17 protein-coding genes are annotated in these 22,829 nt (G+C 49.9%); 3 read left to right on the plus strand and 14 right to left on the minus strand.

What is annotated here, in order from left to right; all coding sequences use genetic code 11:
- Positions 1–2 precede the first annotated feature (2 nt).
- The 3 genes from ACQ4MX_RS04210 to ACQ4MX_RS04220 form a co-directional block, all read right to left on the minus strand.
- Positions 3–1,844, minus strand: a complete 1,842-nt coding sequence (locus ACQ4MX_RS04210) for an adenine deaminase (RefSeq protein WP_431089503.1) — start codon at positions 1,842–1,844, stop codon at positions 3–5.
- A gap of 83 nt (positions 1,845–1,927) precedes the next feature.
- Entirely contained in the window at positions 1,928–4,306 is a 2,379-nt protein-coding gene (gene helD / locus ACQ4MX_RS04215) for an RNA polymerase recycling motor HelD (RefSeq protein ID WP_431091250.1), read from the minus strand.
- Between the two features lie 311 nt (positions 4,307–4,617).
- The gene (locus ACQ4MX_RS04220) at positions 4,618–5,649 is read right to left on the minus strand and encodes an FUSC family protein (RefSeq protein WP_431089504.1); all 1,032 of its coding nucleotides are present in this window, start codon (positions 5,647–5,649) and stop codon (positions 4,618–4,620) included.
- A 187-nt stretch (positions 5,650–5,836) separates the two neighbouring features.
- Here ACQ4MX_RS04220 and ACQ4MX_RS04225 point away from each other — a divergent pair, with 187 nt between their 5' ends.
- Together ACQ4MX_RS04225 and ACQ4MX_RS04230 are read left to right on the plus strand one after the other, a co-directional pair.
- A complete protein-coding gene (locus ACQ4MX_RS04225; protein WP_431089505.1) occupies positions 5,837–7,156 on the plus strand; it encodes an MFS transporter in 1,320 nt (439 codons plus the stop codon).
- A 93-nt stretch (positions 7,157–7,249) separates the two neighbouring features.
- Positions 7,250–8,419, plus strand: coding sequence for a glycosyltransferase family 4 protein (locus ACQ4MX_RS04230; RefSeq protein ID WP_431089506.1), 1,170 nt, complete (start codon positions 7,250–7,252; stop codon positions 8,417–8,419).
- Positions 8,420–8,552: 133 nt separating this feature from the next.
- On the opposite strand, the gene ACQ4MX_RS04235 is transcribed toward ACQ4MX_RS04230, so the two are convergent.
- Entirely contained in the window at positions 8,553–9,185 is a 633-nt protein-coding gene (locus ACQ4MX_RS04235) for a DUF2238 domain-containing protein (protein WP_431089507.1), read from the minus strand.
- Positions 9,186–9,470: 285 nt separating this feature from the next.
- On the opposite strand from ACQ4MX_RS04235, the gene ACQ4MX_RS04240 reads away from it, so the two are divergent.
- Entirely contained in the window at positions 9,471–9,902 is a 432-nt protein-coding gene (locus ACQ4MX_RS04240) for a hypothetical protein (protein ID WP_431089508.1), read from the plus strand.
- A 180-nt stretch (positions 9,903–10,082) separates the two neighbouring features.
- On the opposite strand, the gene ACQ4MX_RS04245 is transcribed toward ACQ4MX_RS04240, so the two are convergent.
- The 10 genes from ACQ4MX_RS04245 to ACQ4MX_RS04290 form a co-directional block, all read right to left on the minus strand.
- A complete protein-coding gene (locus ACQ4MX_RS04245; RefSeq protein ID WP_431089509.1) occupies positions 10,083–10,280 on the minus strand; it encodes a YwbE family protein in 198 nt (65 codons plus the stop codon).
- A gap of 63 nt (positions 10,281–10,343) precedes the next feature.
- Positions 10,344–11,084: a DUF1361 domain-containing protein gene (locus ACQ4MX_RS04250; protein WP_149094988.1), complete on the minus strand. Its 741-nt coding sequence runs from the start codon at positions 11,082–11,084 to the stop codon at positions 10,344–10,346.
- Positions 11,085–11,270: 186 nt separating this feature from the next.
- Positions 11,271–13,046 (minus strand): hypothetical protein, encoded by a 1,776-nt coding sequence (locus tag ACQ4MX_RS04255; RefSeq protein WP_431089510.1) that lies wholly within the window; start codon positions 13,044–13,046, stop codon positions 11,271–11,273.
- Between the two features lie 9 nt (positions 13,047–13,055).
- Positions 13,056–14,018: a sugar phosphate isomerase/epimerase family protein gene (locus ACQ4MX_RS04260; RefSeq protein ID WP_431089511.1), complete on the minus strand. Its 963-nt coding sequence runs from the start codon at positions 14,016–14,018 to the stop codon at positions 13,056–13,058.
- Complete coding sequence (locus ACQ4MX_RS04265) at positions 14,015–14,887, minus strand: carbohydrate ABC transporter permease (protein WP_431089512.1); 873 nt, start codon at positions 14,885–14,887, stop codon at positions 14,015–14,017. Before ACQ4MX_RS04265 ends, ACQ4MX_RS04260 begins: the two co-directional genes overlap by 4 nt.
- A 22-nt stretch (positions 14,888–14,909) precedes the next feature.
- The gene (locus tag ACQ4MX_RS04270; RefSeq protein ID WP_283655536.1) at positions 14,910–15,812 is read right to left on the minus strand and encodes an ABC transporter permease; all 903 of its coding nucleotides are present in this window, start codon (positions 15,810–15,812) and stop codon (positions 14,910–14,912) included.
- A 29-nt stretch (positions 15,813–15,841) separates the two neighbouring features.
- Entirely contained in the window at positions 15,842–17,449 is a 1,608-nt protein-coding gene (locus tag ACQ4MX_RS04275; protein WP_431089513.1) for an extracellular solute-binding protein, read from the minus strand.
- Positions 17,450–17,842: 393 nt separating this feature from the next.
- Positions 17,843–19,054: an MFS transporter gene (locus tag ACQ4MX_RS04280; protein ID WP_431089514.1), complete on the minus strand. Its 1,212-nt coding sequence runs from the start codon at positions 19,052–19,054 to the stop codon at positions 17,843–17,845.
- A 19-nt stretch (positions 19,055–19,073) separates the two neighbouring features.
- On the minus strand, positions 19,074–20,120 hold the full coding sequence (locus tag ACQ4MX_RS04285) for an ROK family protein (RefSeq protein WP_431089515.1): 1,047 nt from the start codon (positions 20,118–20,120) through the stop codon (positions 19,074–19,076).
- 190 nt (positions 20,121–20,310) lie between these two features.
- Positions 20,311–22,638 carry a helix-turn-helix domain-containing protein gene (locus tag ACQ4MX_RS04290; RefSeq protein ID WP_431089516.1) on the minus strand — a complete coding sequence of 776 codons (2,328 nt, stop codon included), beginning with the start codon at positions 22,636–22,638 and terminating at the stop codon, positions 20,311–20,313.
- Positions 22,639–22,829 lie beyond the last annotated feature (191 nt).

The raw sequence follows: 22,829 nt of genomic DNA on the forward strand, positions 1-22,829 counted from the left end.
TGTCAGGCTTCCGATGTATCCTCTTCCACGAACAGCGATACCTTGCGGATACCGTCCGCTCCGATCACGACAAGTCCCTGATCCGACAGGCGGATTTCGGGGATGACCACCAACGCCAGTAGCGACAGTGTCATCAGTGCGTTGTTCAGCACACAGCCGGATTGCTGAAGTGCCCGGCTGATGCTCTCGGACTGCGCTGCCACCTCTGCAAACGGCGCAGGAGACATCAGCCCGGCGATAGGCAGCGGGAAGCGTGTTTCGCCCGAGGCGGATACGACCACTACGCCGCCGCGCATAGCCACGGCCTGCTTCGCCGCCTGGGTCATAAGCTCGTCATCGTTGCCAATGACGAGCAAATTGTGGCTGTCATGCGCCACAGTCATGGCAATGGCGGCAGGCTCAGTGAAACCGACGCCCGTCACGAGTGCCACGGCATGGCTGCCACTGCCATGATGCCGCTCGAAGACGGCTATTTTGCAAAGATCCTGCGCGGGATCTGCCGTGACCTCACCATTGCGGATCTGAACATTCATCCGCACTTCCTTCGTGTCCACGTGATTTTCCGTGACACGAATCACTCGTACAGGTACGTTCCCCTCCTGTACTGGAGCTGCAATGCGGAAATCCGCAGCACTCAGGTCTCGTCCCAGACGGACCGTGTCCATCACTTCCGCAGGATAAGCGAAGCCATCCCAATCGGCGACCATTTGGCCGTGCTCGGCCACCAATTGACCCGCCGCAATCGTAGCGGTCACGTTCACTTCGGCCAGTCGGCCATCAAGCAAAATAATATCGGCAATCGCCCCCGGAATAATCGAGCCGATATCCCGCGCTACGCCGAAGCGCTCTGCTGTATTCAGCGTAGCCATCTGAAACGCGGTCACGGGCTTGACGCCCTGCGCAATGGCATGACGCACGACGAAGTCCATCTGACCCTCATGGAGCAAGGATTCCGCGCTGCGGTCATCCGTCACCAGCATCATGCGACGGGTGTCGAGACCCATTTCCGTGCTGGCGCGGATGGTCTCGGCCACATCATGCCATGCGGAGCCTTGCCGCATTTTGGCATACATGCCGAGCCGGATACGCTCGGCTACATCCTCGGGCGTGACACACTCGTGGTCGCCCGTAATCCCTGCGGCTGCATATACCGGCAGCCGCCAGTCGTCGGAGGCCCATGTAAAATGGCCATCCGCCACCTTGCCCGCGCGCAGCGTGGCCTGAATTTCCCCGATCATCACATCGTCTCCATAGACGACGCCCGGGAAATTCATGACTTCGCCCAGCCCGATCATATCCGGGCCCCAGCGTAAGGCTTCCGCGACTTCTGCCGGGCCGAAGGAAGCCCCTGTCGTTTCCAGTTCCGGTCCTGTGGACGGAACACAAGAAGCCACCTGCATGTAGGCAGCCAGCGGTGTCGTGCGTGCTTCATCGAGCATCAGGCGAAGCCCTTTCAGACCAAGCACATTTGAAATCTCATGCGGGTCAAAAAATCCGCCCGTCACGCCTAGCGGCAGCACAGCTTTTGCAAACTCCGTTACGGTAAGCTGCGTGCTTTCGATGTGACAATGTCCGTCCAGTAATCCCGGTGCCATATAGCGGCCTTCCGCTTCAATGATCACGGTGTCTTCTCCGATGGTATGGCTAACGTCCCGACCGACGTATGCGATACGGGAGCCCTGCACAGCAATAGACATTCCCGGTAATAATTCGCCCGATACCACATTGACCAGCGTTCCTCCGCGGATAACCAGCGATGCCTTGCGCTCCCCTCTGGCTGTAGCTACCAGCTCGGGTACACAGTCCGCCAGCGGCGGGCGTTGAAATACACTCTTCATGTCCATTACGTTTTGTTACCTCCGTTTATGCTTCTTACCTGTTTTTCTTATTTGCTTATGTTACTGGAATACGCACAATTATGCCAGTCTTACAGAACAGGATCACTTTCTTCCACTTTACGGGTATACGAATCCGATTCCTGCGAACTCACGAATGGTGTAATTTCGCCTATCGTATAAATGTGCAGCAAATGCATAGCCCGTGTACAGGCAGTGTAGAACAGCTTGCGCTCACTTTCACGCTGATATTGCTCCGCTGATCCGTCATAGATCAGGACCGCATCGAATTCTACGCCTTTCGCCAGATAAGCCGGAATGATGTGAATTCCCTTTTCAAAAGCCGGAGTTGTTTTCTTGATCAGCCTTGGCTTCACGGGCAACTGCCCTTCGAGCGCTTCGTAAGCTGCTGCACTTTCTCCAGCATTTTTGCAGATTACTGCCACGGATTCATAGCCTTCTGCCAGCAATTCCGTGATGTTTCCGACGATCAGACGATGCAGCATTTCACGCGAATGTACCTCCGTAACACGTGGCTTCTCACCCTTACGGTTAAACGGTACAATATGCTCGCCTCCGGCCACCATCCCCCGGGTAAACTCCACAATTTCCTGAGTCGAGCGGTAGCTGCGTGTCAGGGAGATCATCTCGGTCTGTTCCGCTCCATACAGCTCATAGAGAGGCTCCGCATCCTGAAGCACCGAAGCATGCGCATAAATCGCCTGATTAAAATCGCCCAGCGCCGTCATTTTAGCCTGCGGAAACAAGCGCTTGAAAAAAGCCAGTTGAAACGGTGAATAGTCCTGTGCTTCATCAATAAACACATGACGGATATGGCTATTGGAACGGAAACCCAACATCAGCTCACGCAGATACAAAAAGGGTGTCACGTCCTCATACGCCAGTTCCCCGGCCTGCATCCGTTCCAGCGTTTGACGGCTGATTTCACTCCAGCTATCGGGCAGCTTGGCGTGATCGGCCAGTTGGCTCAGCAGCGTCTCATTCAGGAACAACTCCCCGTATAAGCGGGTCGTATCCACGAAACGAAGCGCTTTGATCCATTTACGCAAAGGCTTCAAGCGGTCACTGACCACCATTCGCGCCAATATTTCCCGTTCTCGTGTAAAATCGTCAAAGGTATGGCCCTTATTCTTGGATTTACGCCGCATACGATTATAAGCACGCTGGTAATCCTCAGGCTCCATCAGGTCCATCTGCTGATCTACCCATGGAGCGGAGCATTCCTCTTTACCGAAACGGGCCAGCTCCTTGAGCATCCAATCCCGAAGCAGTTCCAGTCGATTCGCCAGCCGCACCGAAGAGTCAAACCCATAAAACCTACGCACCATTTCATCCACTGGAACTACCTCGCGCCCTTGAAACCGGATCGGTTTAAAACGCATACCCTCCTGCTCCAAATACGCCTTGTATCCGATAATTGCTTGCAAAAACGTCTTGGACGACTTAAAGCGGATGCCTTCCATTCTGGCCTCATACCCCGTCTGTGAAGATGCCGACAATACATATTCCAGCTGCTCAAAAGGGTCTTCCAGTTGAAACTCCCGGCCCAGCCGACGCTCCAAATACTCCTGAAGAGTCGCCTGGAGCATATTTTCCTCACCCAATTCAGGCAGTACCGTCGAAACGTAGCTGTTAAACATCGGATTGGGCGAAAATAGCACCACCTGATCCGCGCGCAAGCGATCACGGTACTTATACAGCAAATAGGCTACTCTCTGGAGCGCAGCAGATGTTTTGCCGCTTCCCGCCGCCCCCTGTACGATAAGCATACGGCTACGATCATCACGAATAATGCGATTCTGCTCCCTTTGGATTGTTGCCACAATACTTTTCATCTGAGCATCCGAGCTGCGGCTCAGCACCGCCTGTAGCAGCTCGTCTCCAATCGTTACCCCTGTATCGAACATAAAACGAATCTGTCCACCGCGGATCGAGAATTGGCGCTTGAGCGTCAGTTCTCCTTTCATTTCCCCTGTCGGAGTCTTATAGGAAGCGGGACCCGGCATATTATCGTAATAGAGATTGGAAATCGGCGCACGCCAGTCATAGACCAGAAATTCCTCGTCCTGATTATCCAGCAGGGAGGCGATCCCCAGATAAACACGCTCTGCGGGCTGTCCTTCCTCAGCAAAATCAATACGTGCAAAATACGGTGATTCCAGCAGCTTTTTCAAACGACCTAACGCCTCTGTAGAATGCTTGTGCCTGCGCTCCCGTTCCGACAAAATTTCAGATTGCTGACGCAAGCTGGTGGAGGTCTCGCCCACATCATCCGCCTCACTGAAATTGATCGTTACCTCATCCCAAAAGTCTTTACGCATATCTACGACATCTCCGCGTACAGAGCCAACCTCCGTCTCCAGCTTCCGAATGCGCCCGCTAATGACAGCAGTCACGTCCTCTACTCTCCGTTGTTCCTCATTCCATTGCTGCTCAGTAGTCACTGGCATCACTCCTGTTCCGTTTCCTCCTGCTCCACCGCAGGGCTAAACTATGTTCTATTATGGACCTGGGTATACCCTTGGCATCCCTCTGATCCGGGAAAATTGACTTACACTTTGAAACATGCTATAATGCGATAAGAAGTGTAATTAACGAATTTAAATTCATGGTTTTACCATAAACATAGCATCCTCTATTGTAGCAACTTCAACCCCTGTTCGCAACCAGCGGGCTTTTTTTATGCCTTTTTATATACGCAAAAAGCGGTCGTCCATCTGTATAGATGAATACGACCGCTTTTTGCTTTTTTATACGTTCGCTACTTGCTCTCTTCCACAGGATGAATATGATCCGCCAATCTGCTCAACCGCTCCAGTTGATGACCATAGTCATACATCGCGGCAGCCACAATCGACAGTCTCAGCATTCCCTCCTGACAGTGGTCAAAACGGGTAATTGCATGCTTCATAAATTCGCCGTTCGCCTGCTGGAACATTTCGCTTTCTTCATCGTTCGGTTTCAGCTTATCCTCGAATTTAAGCAGCGCATGTTCATGGAACCGGATCAGCAGCTCCAGATGACTATCAAAAAATGCATCCGTTCCCTTCGGTCGTAAGGACTGGAAGTAGTGCCTTTCCACCGCGTCCAGTACCTCATATCCTTTGTGCAAACTTCCGAGCATTTGCTTGTATACCACCATCTGCCTCGTCTGACTGAACCGGGAGCGCTTGAGCTTCTTCTGCTCTTCCTCGAACAAATGATATTTATCCGATAGCGATTTTATGGCTCCCTCCAGATTGCCTTTTTCCTCTTTAAAGACAGACTCCTTAATCTCATCGGAAATGGCGGTGCGCAGCAGCAAGGACATACTGTTAAATACACTTTGAATCTGATTGATAAACTGCCTTTTCGGTTTCGGGGGAAAAACAGTAACATTAATGACAAAAGCAGAAACAATCCCGATTAAGGTGAGCACAAAACGGGTCACCGCAAATTTCCAGTCACCGGAAGCTTCCATTACAGAAACAACGGTAACGAGTGTCAAACCTACCGTATCAGCCATATTTATTTTCAGACATATCATTAGTACCAGTACACATACCAATCCGACCGCAATCGGTTCATTTGAAAATACCATTCCGCCCAGCAACGCCATGATTGCACCCAGTGTGCTTGTTTGGAGTTGATCCAGAAAATAACGCCACGACCTGTATATCGACGGTTGCATGGCAAAAATAGCGGCTATCGCTGCCCCCACAGGCGAATGGGTATTCAAGAGCGTGCTCAAAAAAAGGGCGAGCGTCACTGCGATTCCCGTTTTTAACACCCGTGCTCCAAAAGCCAAAGCCATCCCTCCTGCTTACCCTTCAAATTTATTCATACCGAATTACTATAATGAAATTTCAATGTAAAGTCTATGCTTTATTATTACCCAAAAAAATCGGAGACAAGGAATATTTATGAAATGCACAGATCCTGCTAGAATACATATCAACAGCATCAACTTATCTGCATCAACGTCACAGGAGGATCGCATCGTGTCATGGATTAGCAAAATGTTAGACGAGCCTCGAAAGTGGCCACGTAATATCCGATTGTTTTTTATCGCCAATCTGCTGTACCAGATGGGTACGGGGATGTTTTCCGTACTGTATAACCTGTATATCCAGGGGCTTGGCTTCGGGGATGACATGAATGGCCGGGTGGTGAGCATGCAGGCGCTGGCTACAGCCTTACTGTTTATTCCGGTCGGTTTTTTAGGGGATCGGACGAGCCGCAAACACATGCTGGTCATCGGAGCGCTATTCAGCGGTGTTGCCTTCCTCATCCGTACCTTTACGGATACCAGTGGCAGTATGCTGGTTTTCGCCATCGTTTCGGGAGTATTTGCCGCCTTTATTCAGGTGCTGGCTGTACCCTTTTTGGCGGAAAGCATAAGCAAAGCCCAGCGCTTGAAGATATTCAGCTATTACTCGGCTCTTGTACTCGCGGCACAGGTCATAGGGAGCTTTGGTGGTGGTGTGCTTGCGGATGGACTGCAAACGTGGGGGATCACACAGCTTTCCAGTCTGCGGGTCGCCCTGTTTCTCGGAGGAACGGCAACACTGACCGCTTTTATTCCTCTATTGTTCATGACAAAAGCCTCTTACGTCGAAGAAAATGTGCACCTTGCCAAATCGACACTTGAACCGGTAACAGCGGATACGGCGGAATCCACGCCCGCTTTACCAGTAGCACCTGCTCCTGCTGCTTCCGATACCCGGGTTATCGGACAATTTGTTCTTGCCCAGTTTTTTCTTGGGTTGGGCTCAGGTCTGGTCATCCCGTATCTCAATTTATATTTTACGAACCGCTTTTCCGTATCGCTCAGCGCGATGAGTTTGCTGATTGCTCTCGGTCAGCTCATGACCATCCTCTCCATGCTGATCGGGCCTACGCTTGGTAGCCGGATCGGACTGGTCAAGGCTGTCGTGGGCTTTCAACTGCTCTCGCTCCCGTTTCTTCTGATTACCGGCTTCACCAATGTCCTCTGGATTGCTTCCATCAGCTTTCTGTTCAGGCAAGCGCTGATGAATGCGGCCAATCCGCTGCAAACCGCCATTCTGGTGGAACGTGTATCGGATAAGAACCGGGGCATTGCCAACTCGATTCTCCAAACGACCTGGATGCTCGGAACCGCAGGCATGGGACCTGTACAAGCCTATCTGATTACGACCTACGGCAATTACTGGGGCTATGCCATCACGTTCAGCATGACAGGTGTGTTCTATATTTTGTCCTCCCTCGTCTACTATTGGATGTTCCGAGAAAACCGCCCGTCCGCGGGTCAGCTTTTACAAAACCCGGCAAGCCCGTAAACAAAATCATGGCACAATAAAAGCCGGAGCCTCCAAGCGGACTCCCCTGGAACGTCATAGGATAAATGAGAATGGCGGAGGAGGAATGAAGGCATGCTTCGAGTCGCATTATTTACGGACACGTATGCGCCTGACGTAAATGGCGCTGCCCTGACACTGGAACGATGGATTGGCTATCTGGAGAAACATGGGGTATCTACGCTCGTCTTCGCACCGGAGGCAGACCATCATCTGCCCTCCGGGCCGGGTGTAGAACGGTTTCGGAGCATCCCTTTTTTGTTGTACCGTGAATGCAGACTGGCAATCCCCAACGCCAAGCAGATTAACGACCGTCTGACCGCCTTTTCCCCGCACCTGATTCATGTCGCTACCCCATTTAACCTTGGCCTGTACGGAACAAGCTACGCAGCCAAACAACATGTTCCGCTCGTCGCCTCATATCATACCCACTTTGATAAATACCTCGAATATTACAAGCTTCGCTGGCTTGAACCTGCCTTATGGAAATACATCCTCTGGTTTCACAGACATTGTGAACGAGTGTACGTGCCCTCTCGGTCAACCATGGAGTTATTGCGCAATAAAGGAATGAGTCAACTCGAAATCTGGGGCCGGGGCATTGATACCCAACGCTTCCAACCGAAAGTGGATCGTCACGAAGTATGGAGAAAATGGGGCGTTCGTGCAGACGCATTCGTGATTTTATATGTTGGCAGACTTGCACCGGAAAAGGGAATAGACACCCTACTGGACGCCTATCTCCAGTTGCCGGACGATGTCCGGGCAGAATCTGTGCTGGTCATTGCGGGAGACGGACCACTGTACGAGGTCAAAACAGAAGCGGACATGGGGGTGTCAGAGCATGCAGTCCATTGGCTTGGCTTTGTGAAAGGGCAGGAATTAGCGGAGCTATACGCCGCAGCGGATGTATTCCTGTTTCCCTCCACTACGGAAACATTCGGCAACGTCGTGCTGGAGGCCATGGCGAGCGGAACACCCGTGGTCGGTGCCGATGAAGGCGGGGTAAAGGATAATCTCATCCATGGGAAGACGGGCTTACTGTGTCCTGCTGGAGATGCCCCTGCCTTTGCCGAAGCTGTGCACCTGTTGTACAAAGACGGCCCGCTTCGCGACTCTATGTCCGTGGCGGGCAGAGCGTACAGTCTGGAGCAGACGTGGGACCGCATTTTCGAACGACTGCTGGACAGCTACATGGATGCCGCAACCCTGCATCTCGACAGTCGCCATATGACGCATATATAGCCCCAGAAACTGCGGATCTCAGGATACATCAAAGGGTGGTTAGAAAATGCTTTAGCACGCATTCTGTAACCACCCTCCACTATCATTACAACTTTATATCGTCCAGCTATAATCTCCAATAGAAAGGAACCCGCTAATGTCTGAGCTGTTTCAGCAGCTTGTTATGTACTCCGCTCAACAGAATCACGGCTGTCAGGGCACCAATCAAAGCAAGAAGCATATCCCATTGGGTATCCCATATATCTCCTTGGGTTCCCAAAAAGGCTTCTGCGGCCGTTCCAGTCGCCTTGGCTACGGCAAACTCAATCAGCTCATACGCAGCACTGATCGCAAGGCACACACTAACCGTGAGAAAGGTCAGCCAGCCTCCGCTTCCCAAGGTCGTTTTACGCAGCAGCACTTCTCTGACAATAAGCGCAGGCACAAAACCTTGCGCAAAGTGCCCAAGTCGGTCGTAATAATTACGCTCCAGCCCGAAGGTATCCCGTATCCAGTTAAACAGGGGCACTTCCGCATAGGTATAATGCCCGCCGACAATCAGAATGAGCGCATGCAGCCACATCAGGGTATACACCAGATTCGTAAACCGGAATTGGCGGTAAACCGCCACCAGCAGACCCGCTCCCAAAATCGCCGGGAGAACTTCCAGTACCCAGGTAAAATGATCCGCCGGATGGATAAAGGACCAGATGAGAACAAGCACCAGTAATACAAGCAAAACAAACGGATAGCGGTCATGTTTCGACCTTGCCGTTGCCTGATTCATACGTCATTCCCCCTCAACCCGTAACTATATTTTTATTGTCATAAGTTATCTTTTTTTGGGTATTTCTGTCCTGCATGACTTTTCCACATGGTAACCGCTGCTTATCGAAGTAAATTTATTTATATAAGTGCTATTAATTCGATATATATCTAAATTATTGTATTTCTGTTTCTTTCAATAGTTCTTGATGATATGCAGAAATTCAAATAAAAGGAGTGACTTATTTCTTGTTACTGTTCTGTCATTATCATCTAAACTATAAATATCAAAAAAGGTGGAATTCAATTGAAAAAACTTTATGGACTAAGCTTTACTTTGATACTAGTTTTTGCTCTTTTTCTGATCCCTTCTGCTTCAGCTGCCCCTGTTCCCCATTTGACAAGCATTCAAATTGTAGGAATTACCTCCGATGGAGCCAATAATGTCTGGAGTAATTCCAATTTATCTGGAACGCAGGGTGTTATCGCCGTTAAGTGTATAGGTACGATTTTGGGTTCTCCTCCACGTCCGACGATCACACAAAATGGAGTATTTATCCCTACTACGCAATATCAGCCAAATGAATATATAACCCAAGGAAATAATGTTATTGGGACAATTTATTATCGGGCATTTAATCTGAGTGATGTGAGTACTGGAAGCCTTACAGCGTCAGCTCAAGACTATCATGCGCCTAACAAAACATATACGACTTCTATTAATATTAAGGTTCAATAATACGGAAACTAGTTGATGATTATAGCCATTTTATGTAATTCAAGAATTTCATAAATGGGGATGTTTCGTAAGAACGACGAAGCATCCCCGTTGTGTTTTTAATACGTTAATCTTAAAAAACAATATCACAATACATTTTTATTTATTCGATACACAAAGGATGAAACTCAATAGGGACCTTTAATTCGTTACGACATGTTTGACACGCCCAACCTGTCCGTCTGCCAAACGCACTTTAATTCCATGCGGATGACGCGGAGAATTGGTCAAAATATCCTTCACCGTTCCTCGTGTCAGCTTTCCGGTAGGCTGATCTTTTTTAAGCACAATATCCACCTGAAGCCCTGCGCGAATATCTGATCGGTTCTGTCCGTTCATTGTCTCTATTCCTCCTTTCTATTCAAGCTTATGAAGCTACTCAGCCACTTGGTCGTATTGACATCACCAGTTACGCCATTCATCCCGACGGCTGTTGCCGATCCAAACCACGCACATCGTGGATACATAGCTAATGAACAAAATAGCGAATACCATCCCACTAAATTCCACAAAATGAGCACGCTGCAGGGTATCTGCCCATATGGAGGATACCTGCGCATATAACTGGGAAGGCGCAGATATAATATCCCATGTGTTCCCCCGAAAGAAACGACCGATATAAATCCCCAAGCTACTTAGCAGCAGTACAGCCAGCACAAACAGCCAGCTTACAAACCCGCCGCGTGCACGCTGTACCAACTGTCGTACAGATTCGAGCGATACAAATCCCATCGTCAGCCCAAGGACAGCGACCGACAGCATCCCCAGTACATGATTCCAGAAATACGGCTCTCCCCAAAAGCGTTGCTCCCCGAGAAAAGGATATCTTGCGAACACATGCAGCAAATCTGTGATTAAATACGGTGTGTTGGGATAAAAAAAGAACCATACCGCTCCCGTTATCCAGAGCAAAAATGTTCTCGTTCCCCGCCGCCAGGAACTATAAATCACATCAAGCAGCAGCGTTAAAAGCATCGGAATCCAGGCCAGCATCATATTCCACCAAATAAAAAGATAAGGGCGGCCTCCCGAGGGCAGCCGCACGTTAATGATCCACAAGGTGCTTATCACTGAGCATACGGCCAATACAATAAAAACATACCCTTTTACAGGATAATTCAACGATCTTAAACGGGCATACATAAGTGTCTTTCCCTCCTTTGCAACCGTCCATCCTTCCTGACGTTCCAATTTACACCTGTTCTGGACAGTGTACACCACAATCGCTTCAAGCTCAATGGAAGCGCTCCATTCAGCATGGCTCAAGACACCAAAAAGCACCTGTTTCCGAGACTGACCTCATCCCCGGAAACAGGTGCTCATCGTACCTCAAACTTCACTCACTGGCAAAGGAGACATACGGATCGTGATCGTCTGATCGAACGGAGCCATCCAATTGACTAGCAATGTGTGACAATCCACAGGGTGAGCAGCCCCCCGAACCGAAGTAGCCGAATGCTCCATCGCTGTTCCTGTCAGCTCTAACCATGCATTTCCCGATTCATAGCGCACCATACCGCCAGTCCAGCATTGCACCGCTTCATTAACCAGCCTGTATTCCCCGCAAGTGAATTTTCCTTCACGTCCAAAAACAAATAAAATCTGTGTCATGCAATCCACCGGACCTTCTGAACGAAAACGAAGCGTCCACACATCCTCCTGACGATCCACATCCACCCGGATTTCATGCTTCTGTTCATGGGTTAGTGGCCGTTTGTGGTGCGGGAGCAAATACCACGGACTGATTTCCTCCTGCGAGGTAGGCGGCAGATCGGCGGCAGCAACAGGCCCGTAATAGCCTTTGGCCTGCTGACCCGATAGCGTCCAGCCGGTTTCATGCGCAGTCAGCTCCTGCATAGGCACGAAGCCTGGCGAGAAATACGAAGCTGCCTGAACCGCCAATAGACGTGCATCTCCATGCCGCAACGATAGGAACGATGAAGCCTCGGTCATGAGTGTCGCACTGGTATCCTCCTGTCGATATCGAGCAACCGGAGCGCCAAAGTCCGTATGCAGCCTGCTGTGATAAATGTGCTGATGATGCCCTGCCTCATCCATCCGGCTCAGATAGTCAGCCCTCGGAAAACCTCCGTTCAGCAGCTTGTTATAGGTGACAGGTAATGCAGCAGGCGATATTTTGCGGGTTTGCAAGCGCGGCTCCAGCAAGAAGCGTACAGCCGCATTAATCGGAGCACCGCCCGGATGATCCGTTACCTGAACAGCGGCGACAGCCATCGCTTCGAAAATAGCATCCTCATCCTCGGTAGCCAGCATGGCATACGGGAGAAGATAGGAGGATAAATTCATCATCACGCCGAAGTCCTGTCTTCCCGAATACTCTGTGACCACTTCCCCATCCGGATGGACAAGATACACCATCATGTACAAATTGCGCCGTACCGGCTCCAGCAGCTCCGGCAGCTTCAATAAACGGGCGGCATGAATCAGCATAATATCGCTGACGGCATTATAAATTCCGTTGCTGCGCTCCGTCCATTCGCCATCCAGCGTTTCATCCAGCCCCTCTGCCAGCCACTCCCCGGCCCGGGCGAGTGCCTCGGGTAGATCAAACAACTCATGCAGGAAGCCCAGAGCAGCACACAGCACCCAGCGGTGATTCGGTGTATGGCAGCCTCCGGTCAGCATGACTGGAATCGTCCGCTCCAGAAACAGGCGGATCGCATCAGTCACCTGGCGCAGCTCCAGCCAGTCCTCACCGATCAGCAACTGGTAGACCTGAGCATAGCCTACCACCACGAACGCCGTATCCGGCGGCGAGTGAAAATTGGTCCAGCCCGGCGAAATAGAGCCGTCTTCATGCTGTACACGCAGCATATACTGCGACGCCAGCTCCAGCCGAATGAGCACACCCTCATTCCGGTAATAAGCAGAATCCGGATTGACGAGCGCGGCTGCCCAGACCGCCATTGCCGCAGGAGTGCCGACCGAATGATTAGGCCAGGCAATCCCGTTCTCATCATCGGTCACCCCCCCGTAATAACGACTGTCGACATCCAGCACCTGATGGTCCATGCCCGGTTTCACCCAGGCATCATTGACCGCTACGATTTCACTATACATTCCCTCAGCCCCTGTGATATGCATAATCGTTGATCATCCTTGCGTCTGAAGTTTCGCTATCTTGCTTGTCAACAACTCATGGCTGCGTTCAATATCCTCCGGCTGACAGGCTGCTTTCAGCTCATAGACCTTAATTGGGGCCTGCCGGATAATATTCACGAAACGATCAAAGAACTCCAGATCACCACTATGAATATAAGGGCACCAATGATCGGATAACCCTATCGTTTCATGGATGTGGACACCGAGAATATAGTCGATCATTTCATTGGCTTCCTTGGCATTATCGTACAACCCCATCCGGTCCATGATCATGCCGTGTCCAATGTCATACCATAGATACACGGGTGCGCCCTTCAAATCGTCTATGATCGTCTTGGCCTCCTGTAAGGTAGGCATCTGATAACAGCGTGAACGAGTTTCGATACCAATTGCTACATCATAGCCCTTGGAGGCGATACGGTCACACACCTCTTCCAGACTGTCGCGGATACGTTGTACATAATGCCCGCTCAGCGAATTCCGCCGCTCCAGCATTTGTGCCCACAGCGCTTGATAAGCTACCGAATCCCTGCCCTGCTCACGGTAAATCACTTCCAGCTCACCGCTGATATCGTAAGGAAATGGAACTTCTCCGGGATGCACAACCACCGCCTTTGCACCATAACGATGCGCATATTCCGCAGATTGTACCAGCAGTTCTATCGCGCGTTTTCGCTTCGTCTCATCATCAAACCCAAGCAGAACGGAATCCGTACCGTAATCCGGATCAGGCGTATGTGGAAACGTATTATGCACACTAGATATGCCGATTTCTCCCCGCTCAATCATAGGCTCAATCGTCGTCAGCATTTCCCGGGTAATGTTATAATTCAGCTCCACCCGGCCAAAGCCCAGCTCACGTATTTCCTCCACAAGCTCTCGGCCGACGGTTTGCTTCTTCATATTCCAACAGGTGGAAAAGGAGTATTCCCCCTTCGCCTTCATCGTCATCATCCTTTCACCGCTCCAAGCATCACACCGCTGACAAAATACCTTTGCAGCCACGGATAAACAAGCAGGATCGGAACCGTTGCGAAAATGACACTCGCCGCCTTCAGCCCTTCAGGTGTAATTTTCGCACCGCTCGCTCCTTCCAATCTCGACAGCTCGGACACCATGTTATTTTGAATCATTTGATACAGCTTGAGCTGCAACGGGAACAAATCCGGGTTTTGAATATACATCAGCGTATCCTGAAACCCATTCCAGCGCCCCACACCGTAAAACAGACTTAATGTCGCCAGCACAGGCAGGGATAGCGGAAGCACAATCCGAATCAAAGTGCCGAAATGGCTGCTGCCATCAATCTCTGCTGCTTCTCCCAAGCTCTCTGGAATCCCGTTAAAGAAGGAAATCAGAATAATCAGATAAAACGGGCTGATCAGACCTGGTAAAATAAGGGACCCCATATTATTCAGCAAATGCAAATCGCGCACCAGAATGTATTCTGGAATGATACCGCCACTGAAAAACATCGTCACCACAATAATAAACATAATCGTTTTGCGGCCCTTTAAATTTTTCTTCGTTAACGGATATGCAGCTATCACCGTCATCAGCATACTCAGCACCGTCGTGATCACAGTCAGCATGACCGTAAACCCAAGCGAACGAATCATGCTCATATCGGAGAAAACTTTTCCATACGCCTTCAAATTGAAATCAACCGGAAACAGGGTAACTTCCCCGGACGTAATAGCCCGGTTTGAGCTGAAGGAAATAGACAAAATATGAATAAACGGGGCCAAACACAGCAGTACAGCCACAACCACCAATATGGTGGTTACAATATCAAAGGTGCGGTTCGCAGTACGTTCACTCATCAGGTGTCAGCTCCTTTACCACTTACATAATACTTTCATCCGTCAGCTTCTTGGATGCATAGTTCGCACCCAGTACGAAGATCAGGCCCACCACGGCTTGGAACAAACCAACCACCGTTGCCAGTGTGTATTGACCGGATTCCATCCCGATGCGGTATACAAACGTACTGAGCACATCGGAATAATCCCGAACCGCCACATTGCCAATCACATAAGGACGATCAAAGCCAATGGTGATCATATTGCCCAGATTAATGATGAGCAGCGTAGCAATCGTCGTTTTCATGCCCGGGATGGTAATATGCCAAATTCGTTTCATACGTCCTGCGCCATCTACCTCAGCAGCCTCGAACAACTCCCGGTTAATTCCGGTCAAGGCAGCCAGGTACAAAATCGTTCCCCAGCCTGCACTTTGCCACACACCTGTAAGCAGATACGTGATCACCCAGTCATTTTTATCCGTCAAAAATGGAATCGCCTGAAACCCGAGCGAGGTCAGCACATTGTTGATCATGCCGGACTGCGTACCAAATACCTGGTACACAATCCCGCCGATAATTACCCACGAGATAAAATGGGGAATATACAAAATCGTTTGCGAAAGCTTTTTAAACCAAACTACTTTCATTTCATAGAGTAAAATCGCCAGGACCAAGGGTGCCGGAAAAGATACCAGCAGATCAAGCAAATTCAGCACGATGGTATTGCGCAGTGTTCTATAGAAATCGTCCATGCGGAACACTTCCCGAAACGCGTCGAACCCGATCCATTCACTTCCCGTAATTCCCTGAAAAAAGTTGAAATCCTTAAATGCAATCTGCACGCCCCACATCGGGCCATATTTGAACACAATGAAGTAGGCCAAGGGCAGCACAAGCAACGCGTATAATTGCCAATATCTGCGGAAGTAAACGTTCCCTTTCATGCGCTGTCTCTCCTTTACGTTCCGCCTTCTTACTTACCTGTCATGGCCTTGTAAGCCTCGGTGCGCTCATCCAGTATCGCCTGACCGCCCCCTGCCATATAATCCTTCAATGCAGCTTCAAAGGTTGCATCAAATTGTGCGGACGGTGCCATCACCGATTTGACGACCATTTCATCAAACTTGTCCAGCAGCGAGTTGCTGTATTTGGACTCGGATTTAATCGGATGGTCAAATTTCAGCGGAGGAATGGTATCCGTGTTGGAAATATCCATTGCTTTGCGTACATCCCCCTGGAACTGGGACGGCATGCCCAAAATAAAGGCTTCCTTGTTCTTCTCATCATCGCCAGCAATCTTGCCGTTCGCTACGATAACTACATCGCCCTGATTATAGATACGGTCTTGTGCTTCTTGTGTCGGTTTTTCCTTGGCGACTGGAATTCCGTCTTTCAAGGTATAATTTTCGCCTTCCACACCATTTTGCATATCGAGCAGCACCTTTTCGGAAGACATCCAGTCGAGGTACTTGATCGCCTCAATCGCATGCTCACTGGATTTAGGTACCATGATGTACAGGCCATTGGATGCAAATTCCGGCTTGGCATGCTTGCCCTCACTGTTCGTGTACGGGTCCATTGGCGTCAGCTTGGCTTTCGGCTGGTTGGCCAACAGATTTGGATACGCCGAGTCATTGTAAAAAATGTTGTCGTAATCTTCGCTGAAAAAGCCGATATTGCCGCTTTGAATGTCCTGTGTCAGCTGTTTTTTGTCCTTATCCAGACCGAAGTCCTTGCTGATCAGATCTTCATTGTAAAGCTTGTTCATAAACTGAACTCCATCCTTGAATCCAGGCAGCAGGATCGGATAGTCACGGGAACCCAGCTTTTGAGTCAGCGTATATTTCTGCTCATCCGTCACTGGCTTGATAAAAGACCACAGCAGCGAATCATATTGTCCAGGCTCCATCGTCATCCCCATTGGAATCACCTTGCCGCCGGTCTTGCCGGGGTCTTTTTCCTTGAACGTTTTGAGCGTGTTATATAGTTCGTCTGTCGTTTTAGGGACAGGCATTTTCAGTGTATCCAGCCAATCCTGGCGTATAAAGGAAGAATATTTCCCTAAAATAGTGCGCTTGCCCGGAATGGCAAATTCCTTGCCCTCCACCTGACCGTAGCTCAACGTATCTTCACCGAGGAATTTTTTAAGATTCGGGCCGTACTCGTTTAGCAGTGAGGTCAAGTCCGTCAGTCCCCCCTGCTCCGCGTACCGCTCAAAAGTGCCGGAATCGTAAGTGAATACGATATCAGGTACATCGCCGCCACTCGCCATCAGGACATTCAGCTTGGTGACCTCTTCCGAGCGCTGAACAGGCACATACGATAGATCAATATTGTTGGGTTTGCCAAAGTTCTCTTTTGCATAACGGGTTAAATAGCTGTCAGTAATGGTGTAGCCTTGAGGTGTGTTGCCTCTGTCAAAAATTTCAACCTTCAATGAACCACCCTTATCTCCGGTAGCAGTCGAACTTTTGTCCGCCTCACCCGACGAGCATCCACTCAATACAACCGACAGTGCAACCGTAGCTGCAAGCAGCAGACGCAGCTTCTTCAATGTTCCTCCAGCCTTATTTCCTCTCATTCCTGAACACCCCTTTGTCTGCTTTTTCCCGTTCGTTCCTCTTCTTCAATGAGGAGGTTATGGCATATCATGCATTGGCATGTGTCTGTTCCTCTGGGTCCGGGATGTGCCTTAGTATGACATGAGCGTAGGAAAACTGACAATAAACTAGTTTCCCAATCATAAACAGTTTAGATGAAAGCGATTACTTAATGCGATAAAACGCTTACTTTTATAAAAGATCACTATTTTCCTGCGAATAAACTATTTTCTGCGTTCGAATCGTGTTAGATATATTGCCATATCAAGTGACTTAAAAGTTGCTTTTGCACAAAAAGAACACCCTCCCTCTCATCAGGGTTAGGATGCTCTCTGTGTTTTGTTAAGTTTTAACGATGTAGTAGCTTCACTATACTACTCCTGCGGCGAAGTCTCTGATGGAAGACTCATGGATAGCTTGCGCACCTTCTCTGTCTTTCCATCTTTACGGCTGCGTGATACATAAACCATCATTAACGCACCTAAGGTCGCGCTGATCAGACAAGCGAGATTCATTAACTGCGGCCCCCCGGCATGAAGGAGGTATCCATTCAACAGATTACCTACAATGCCCGCCAGTCCGGCGAATACCATATTGAACACACTTTGTCCGGTGGCCTGCATATCCTTTTCCGTCACATGCGATACATATTCAACGGCCGCAATGTAGAAAAATCCAAACGACAACCCGTGCAACACCTGCACAGCAATCATAACCGCAGGATCAGGAAACGCCAGTTGAACTCCCCAGCGCAGCATATAGGCTACAGCCCCTAGCAAAAGGGTTCTCTCCAGCCCAATCCTGCGAATCACCCTGGAAGCCAGCAGCATGGAGGGCACATTCGTAATGGAAGCAACTAGCAGAGCAACCCCGACCAACCCCGTAGGTCCTCCCGACATTTTAAAAGCCAGTACAAAATAGGTGTTAAATGCGGTCAACGTCTGATTCACTAAAAAGCTGCCACCCAAAAATATTAAAAACGTCCTGTTGCGGATTAATTGACCGATACCGTCAGAAAACGATTTACGAAACGCCAGATCTTCCTCCGTATTTTTCGGGAGCGCCAGGGCCGTAAGGGCCGCAAGACCGTTCAGTACCAAAAAAGGCACCCAAATCATGGACACAGATAGAAGCGACACAAACAGCCCTCCAGCATAACCGCCCACCGCATTACCTATACTCGCCATAAATCGTATGCTGCCGTAGGTCGCCCCCGCCTTTTTTGCTGTTACGATCGCATAGGAATCAGCGATCGGCGCCTGTGTTGCCGTGAATATAGCCATAATCGAATATACAAGCGCCATCAGCACAAAATGCTCCGACTGATAACATACCGCCATGACCCCCGGGACCGCTACACTCAAAATAAGCACCAGCCGCATTTGACGGTATTGATCCACAATAATCCCCCAGATCGGCTGAACCAGAATGGATACCAGCGTACCGATCGCCATCAGCACACCAACACTGGTGCTCGTCAACCCGTTCTGAACCAGCAGTAACGTCAAATACGGGTTAAACATCCCCCCGGCCAAACCAATAAACAAATAGAAGCCTCGCAGCTTCAGCATTTGTGAGCCAACCATCTGGAATCCTCCCTGTTGTTTAGCGTACCGTGCTGCCCAGAATCGTCGCCAGCGCTCCGATGGCCCCGGCTTCATTACCCAGCCCAGCAGGTACAATGGTACAAGGAATGTCCGTCCATAAGGCTACTCTTTGCCGAATTTCATCCAAATAATACGTGCTCCCTTCAGCCACACCGCCGCCTACAACGATCATTTCCGGGTTCAGCAAGCTGATCACATTCGTCAAAGCCATCGCCATATGAGCCAGCGCAGGCTCCAGAATCGTCTGTGCTTCGACATCTCCTTCGGCTGCTGCTTGCAGAACATGTCGCGCCCCAACATGGTCCCGTTGGCCATCCGCCAGCCGTACCATGTGCGTACCTGGTATGCCGGATGCGAGGGCCGATTTTACACTGTGCGTTATTGCCGTACCCGACGTTAAAGATTCGAACACACCGAACTCGTTCGTCCCTTTCCATTTTGCCGCTTGCCGTGCCTGTTCCTCGCCTGCAATCCAGTAAGCCACCTCACCAGCTCCGTTGGCCGCTCCCTTGTACAGCTCCCCGTTCAAAATAAGACCGCTTCCGATACCTGTGCCCACCGTTACCATCATCACATGACGTAATCCCCGGGCCGCCCCCAGCCATTGCTCTCCCAACGCAGCCATATTCACATCGTTATCCAGCACCAAGCGTCCGCTATAGCGCTGTCCAATGACAGATCGTATACCGCCTTGCGTACCACTGCCACGTGTGCTGTTGTGCATACTCCATTGGAGCGCCGGAGCATGAGTGATCATGCCGCTATCGTTATCTACCACACCAGGAAAGCCGATCCCAATTCCTTTTAATTGCTCCAGCGTCAAGCCTTCCTGCTCCAGACAGCTTTCCAGCTCCTCGAACAGACTTTCTAAGAAAAAGGCGGCATCCTTCGTATGAACCGTCGGAATTTTATGCCTCACTACCACTTGCCGTTCCGCTGTACCGATACAGATCAGCGTCTTCGTCCCGCCGACATCAATGCCTGCCGCCCAGCCGGAAGCCTTCGGCTCATCCCCATATTGCTTTTGTACATCTATGTCCGTCATAGCCCATCCTCCGTCATTCCGGTTCGCCCTCATGCCTGCCAATACATCAGCCGTTGACGCCCTGTAGGTTCAAGATATGGACATAAGTATCGCATTTGTCCCCCTGGGCCGCAATAAACTAAATTCCGCCCCATAAACCGACACCGTTTGCCCGCCTTTTTAACAATTAAAAAGTAAAAAAGGCGAGCGCCTAAAGCGCTCCCCCTGTTAATGATGAATCTTCCGGCTTCAATCTCAGCTTGCGATAATCTCCCGGCGTTACGCCAACCACACGCTTAAACACCCGTCCAAAGGTAATCGAATTGGCATAACCGACCTGGGTTGCAATATGCTGAACCGTCTCTGTAGTGTTACACAGCATTTGCTGGGCATGGTTCATACGCAACCGGGTCAAAAAATCCACAAATTTCATATCAAACTCAGTTTTAAACAAATGACTGGCGTATTTAGGCGACACATCAAAACGTTCGCTCAAATGATTCAAAGATAAATCCGGATTCGTATAATGCTCTTCAATATATTGTTTCATCTCACTGACCATAGCCCGATAGCTCTTGGTTTCACTAGCTGCAACATAAGTACGGTACACAGTGGTCATGTGTTCCAGCATCACGGTGTGCATCAGGGCCAGCGAAGGAGCAGATTCCACCTCACATCTCCACCCCTCCGCCTCCGGGCCGTTAAAATAACGATCCAATGCGCCCGACACGTCCTTCATCTCGCGCATTTCCCTTTCCAGCAGTTCCTGTAACCACTGAATCACGGTTAAAATATCCCCATCCTTCAACTTGTCCGTTTCCATCGTTGCGAATAGACCTTCCAACTGTCCACGCCAATCATGGCTGGCCAGCCGAAAAGAACGGATCGTCTCCGAAATCAGCGGCAGATACGTATATAACGGAATTTCATTGTCCTGCGGAACCTGGTCACTAGTCACAATATCGCGTACCCCAAGCGTTAGCCGATACCGAAGGGCAGAAACAGCCGTCAGATAGGAATCCTTAATATACTCCAACTCGTGAGTCTGGCCGCCAATTCCGATGGTGAGCTGTACACCCAGATGACCCTGTAGCCACTCGCAGCCCGTTTGCGCCATCTCTTGCAGCTTCACAGCCAGCAATCCTTCCCCATCACCATCCTCTTTCCGCAGCAAAATGGCAATTCTTTCGCGGCTCATCCATTCTGCCCAGCCCTGCCAACCATAAGTGGCTGCAAGCTCCTGCATCACACCCAGCAACGACAGGCTTAGGCGTTGATCTTCACCTCCATGCTCATTCGAACTTCTACTGCCCGCTTGTGGTCCTTCTGTTATGTACGGCTGCTCCAGTTCCAGCTCATGCAGCTCTACCACCATGACGGCGTAGACACGGATAGCCTCTCTCTGGGTACCGTCCACAAAAGGAGACAGATTATCCAAACGCACCGCGGCCGTTTCCATGGTTGTACCTTCCATCAGATCAAGGAACAGCTGTCGCCGCCGAATAAGTACATTCGCCTGCTCTTGCTGTTCATAATCGACCGTTTGCCGAATCAGATTTTGCAGTGCGTGATCAATCATCCACAGCTCATCCTTGTTGGTTCCCCCATCAGGACTGCCCGGCAACTGTTGAATACGCTGCATCATCAGTTGAATCGGTCGGTAATTTCTGCGTGTTACATAGATAATGTAAACTACTGCCAAGACGACAACAGCCAGCCCGAGCACAATCCAAACGTAAGAAATGACAGACACCCACTCGAACAGTTGCCCGGCACGAATGCCGCTTTCGAAGCTCCAGCCTAGTCTAGCCGACGGCAGATGAGTCAATTGTTGTCCGTCTTTCTCCTTTACAGCCCCCCCTGTGTCAGATGCAGACGGGTAGATCGTATGTCCACTGCCATCCTTAATCACCAGAAAGGAAACCGCCGGATTCGTCATTTGACCGATCATTTGTTCCAACGGATACACACCGATATTGATTACCAGCAGCCCTTGTCCCCCGAACGGCAACGGAAGCCGCTTATGCATCGAAATCACACGATCTAACGTATGTTTGCCCGGCTCCTTCCATTCCCGCACAGGTGACCACTGCCGATCTTCAGATCGCAGTGCCTGCTCGATATACGGATAATCGCCAAATGTCTTGGCATCCTGAAGTCCGCTCCTGGTAAGTACCTTTTGATCCTTCATCCTGTAAATATAAATAGAATGTACCAATTCATGATTATCCTTGAGCGCACGCAAGCTTCCTGCCAGTCCATACAATATCGTGCTGCCGCTCTGCGCCTGTCCATTCAGAAAGTAGCTGTAGCTCTTATTCGTTTCCGCTTCACTTAATACGTCCATTTCTACCTTCGTCAGCGACTTTTCCACACTGTCCATTACAAATCCGGTCGTGATCCGATTTGCTTTCCCAGTTTCATTACGCGATATCTCATTCACGATCAGGAAGGATAAAAAAATGAGAATAGACACGGTCAACATAAAAATCGGGAAATAGGAAAAAAACAATCTCCTGTACCAGCTCTTTCGCATCATATCCCCCCTGCCGCCTAATGCTTTCATGGCCCTCTTTATAGAGCTTCGTCCAACAATAAGCATACTCGTGTATGTCAGCTTTAATGCGCCCTTGATTATACTTTGAACCTATTCTACCAAAATTAGTGGCTGAATAGATAGATTTCTCACAAATATCCGTTGATATTCAATTCAAAAACTCACTTATGTTA

Origin of the sequence: Paenibacillus sp. 8b26 (assembly GCF_050626875.1) — a bacterium.
Taxonomy (GTDB): domain Bacteria; phylum Bacillota; class Bacilli; order Paenibacillales; family Paenibacillaceae; genus Paenibacillus.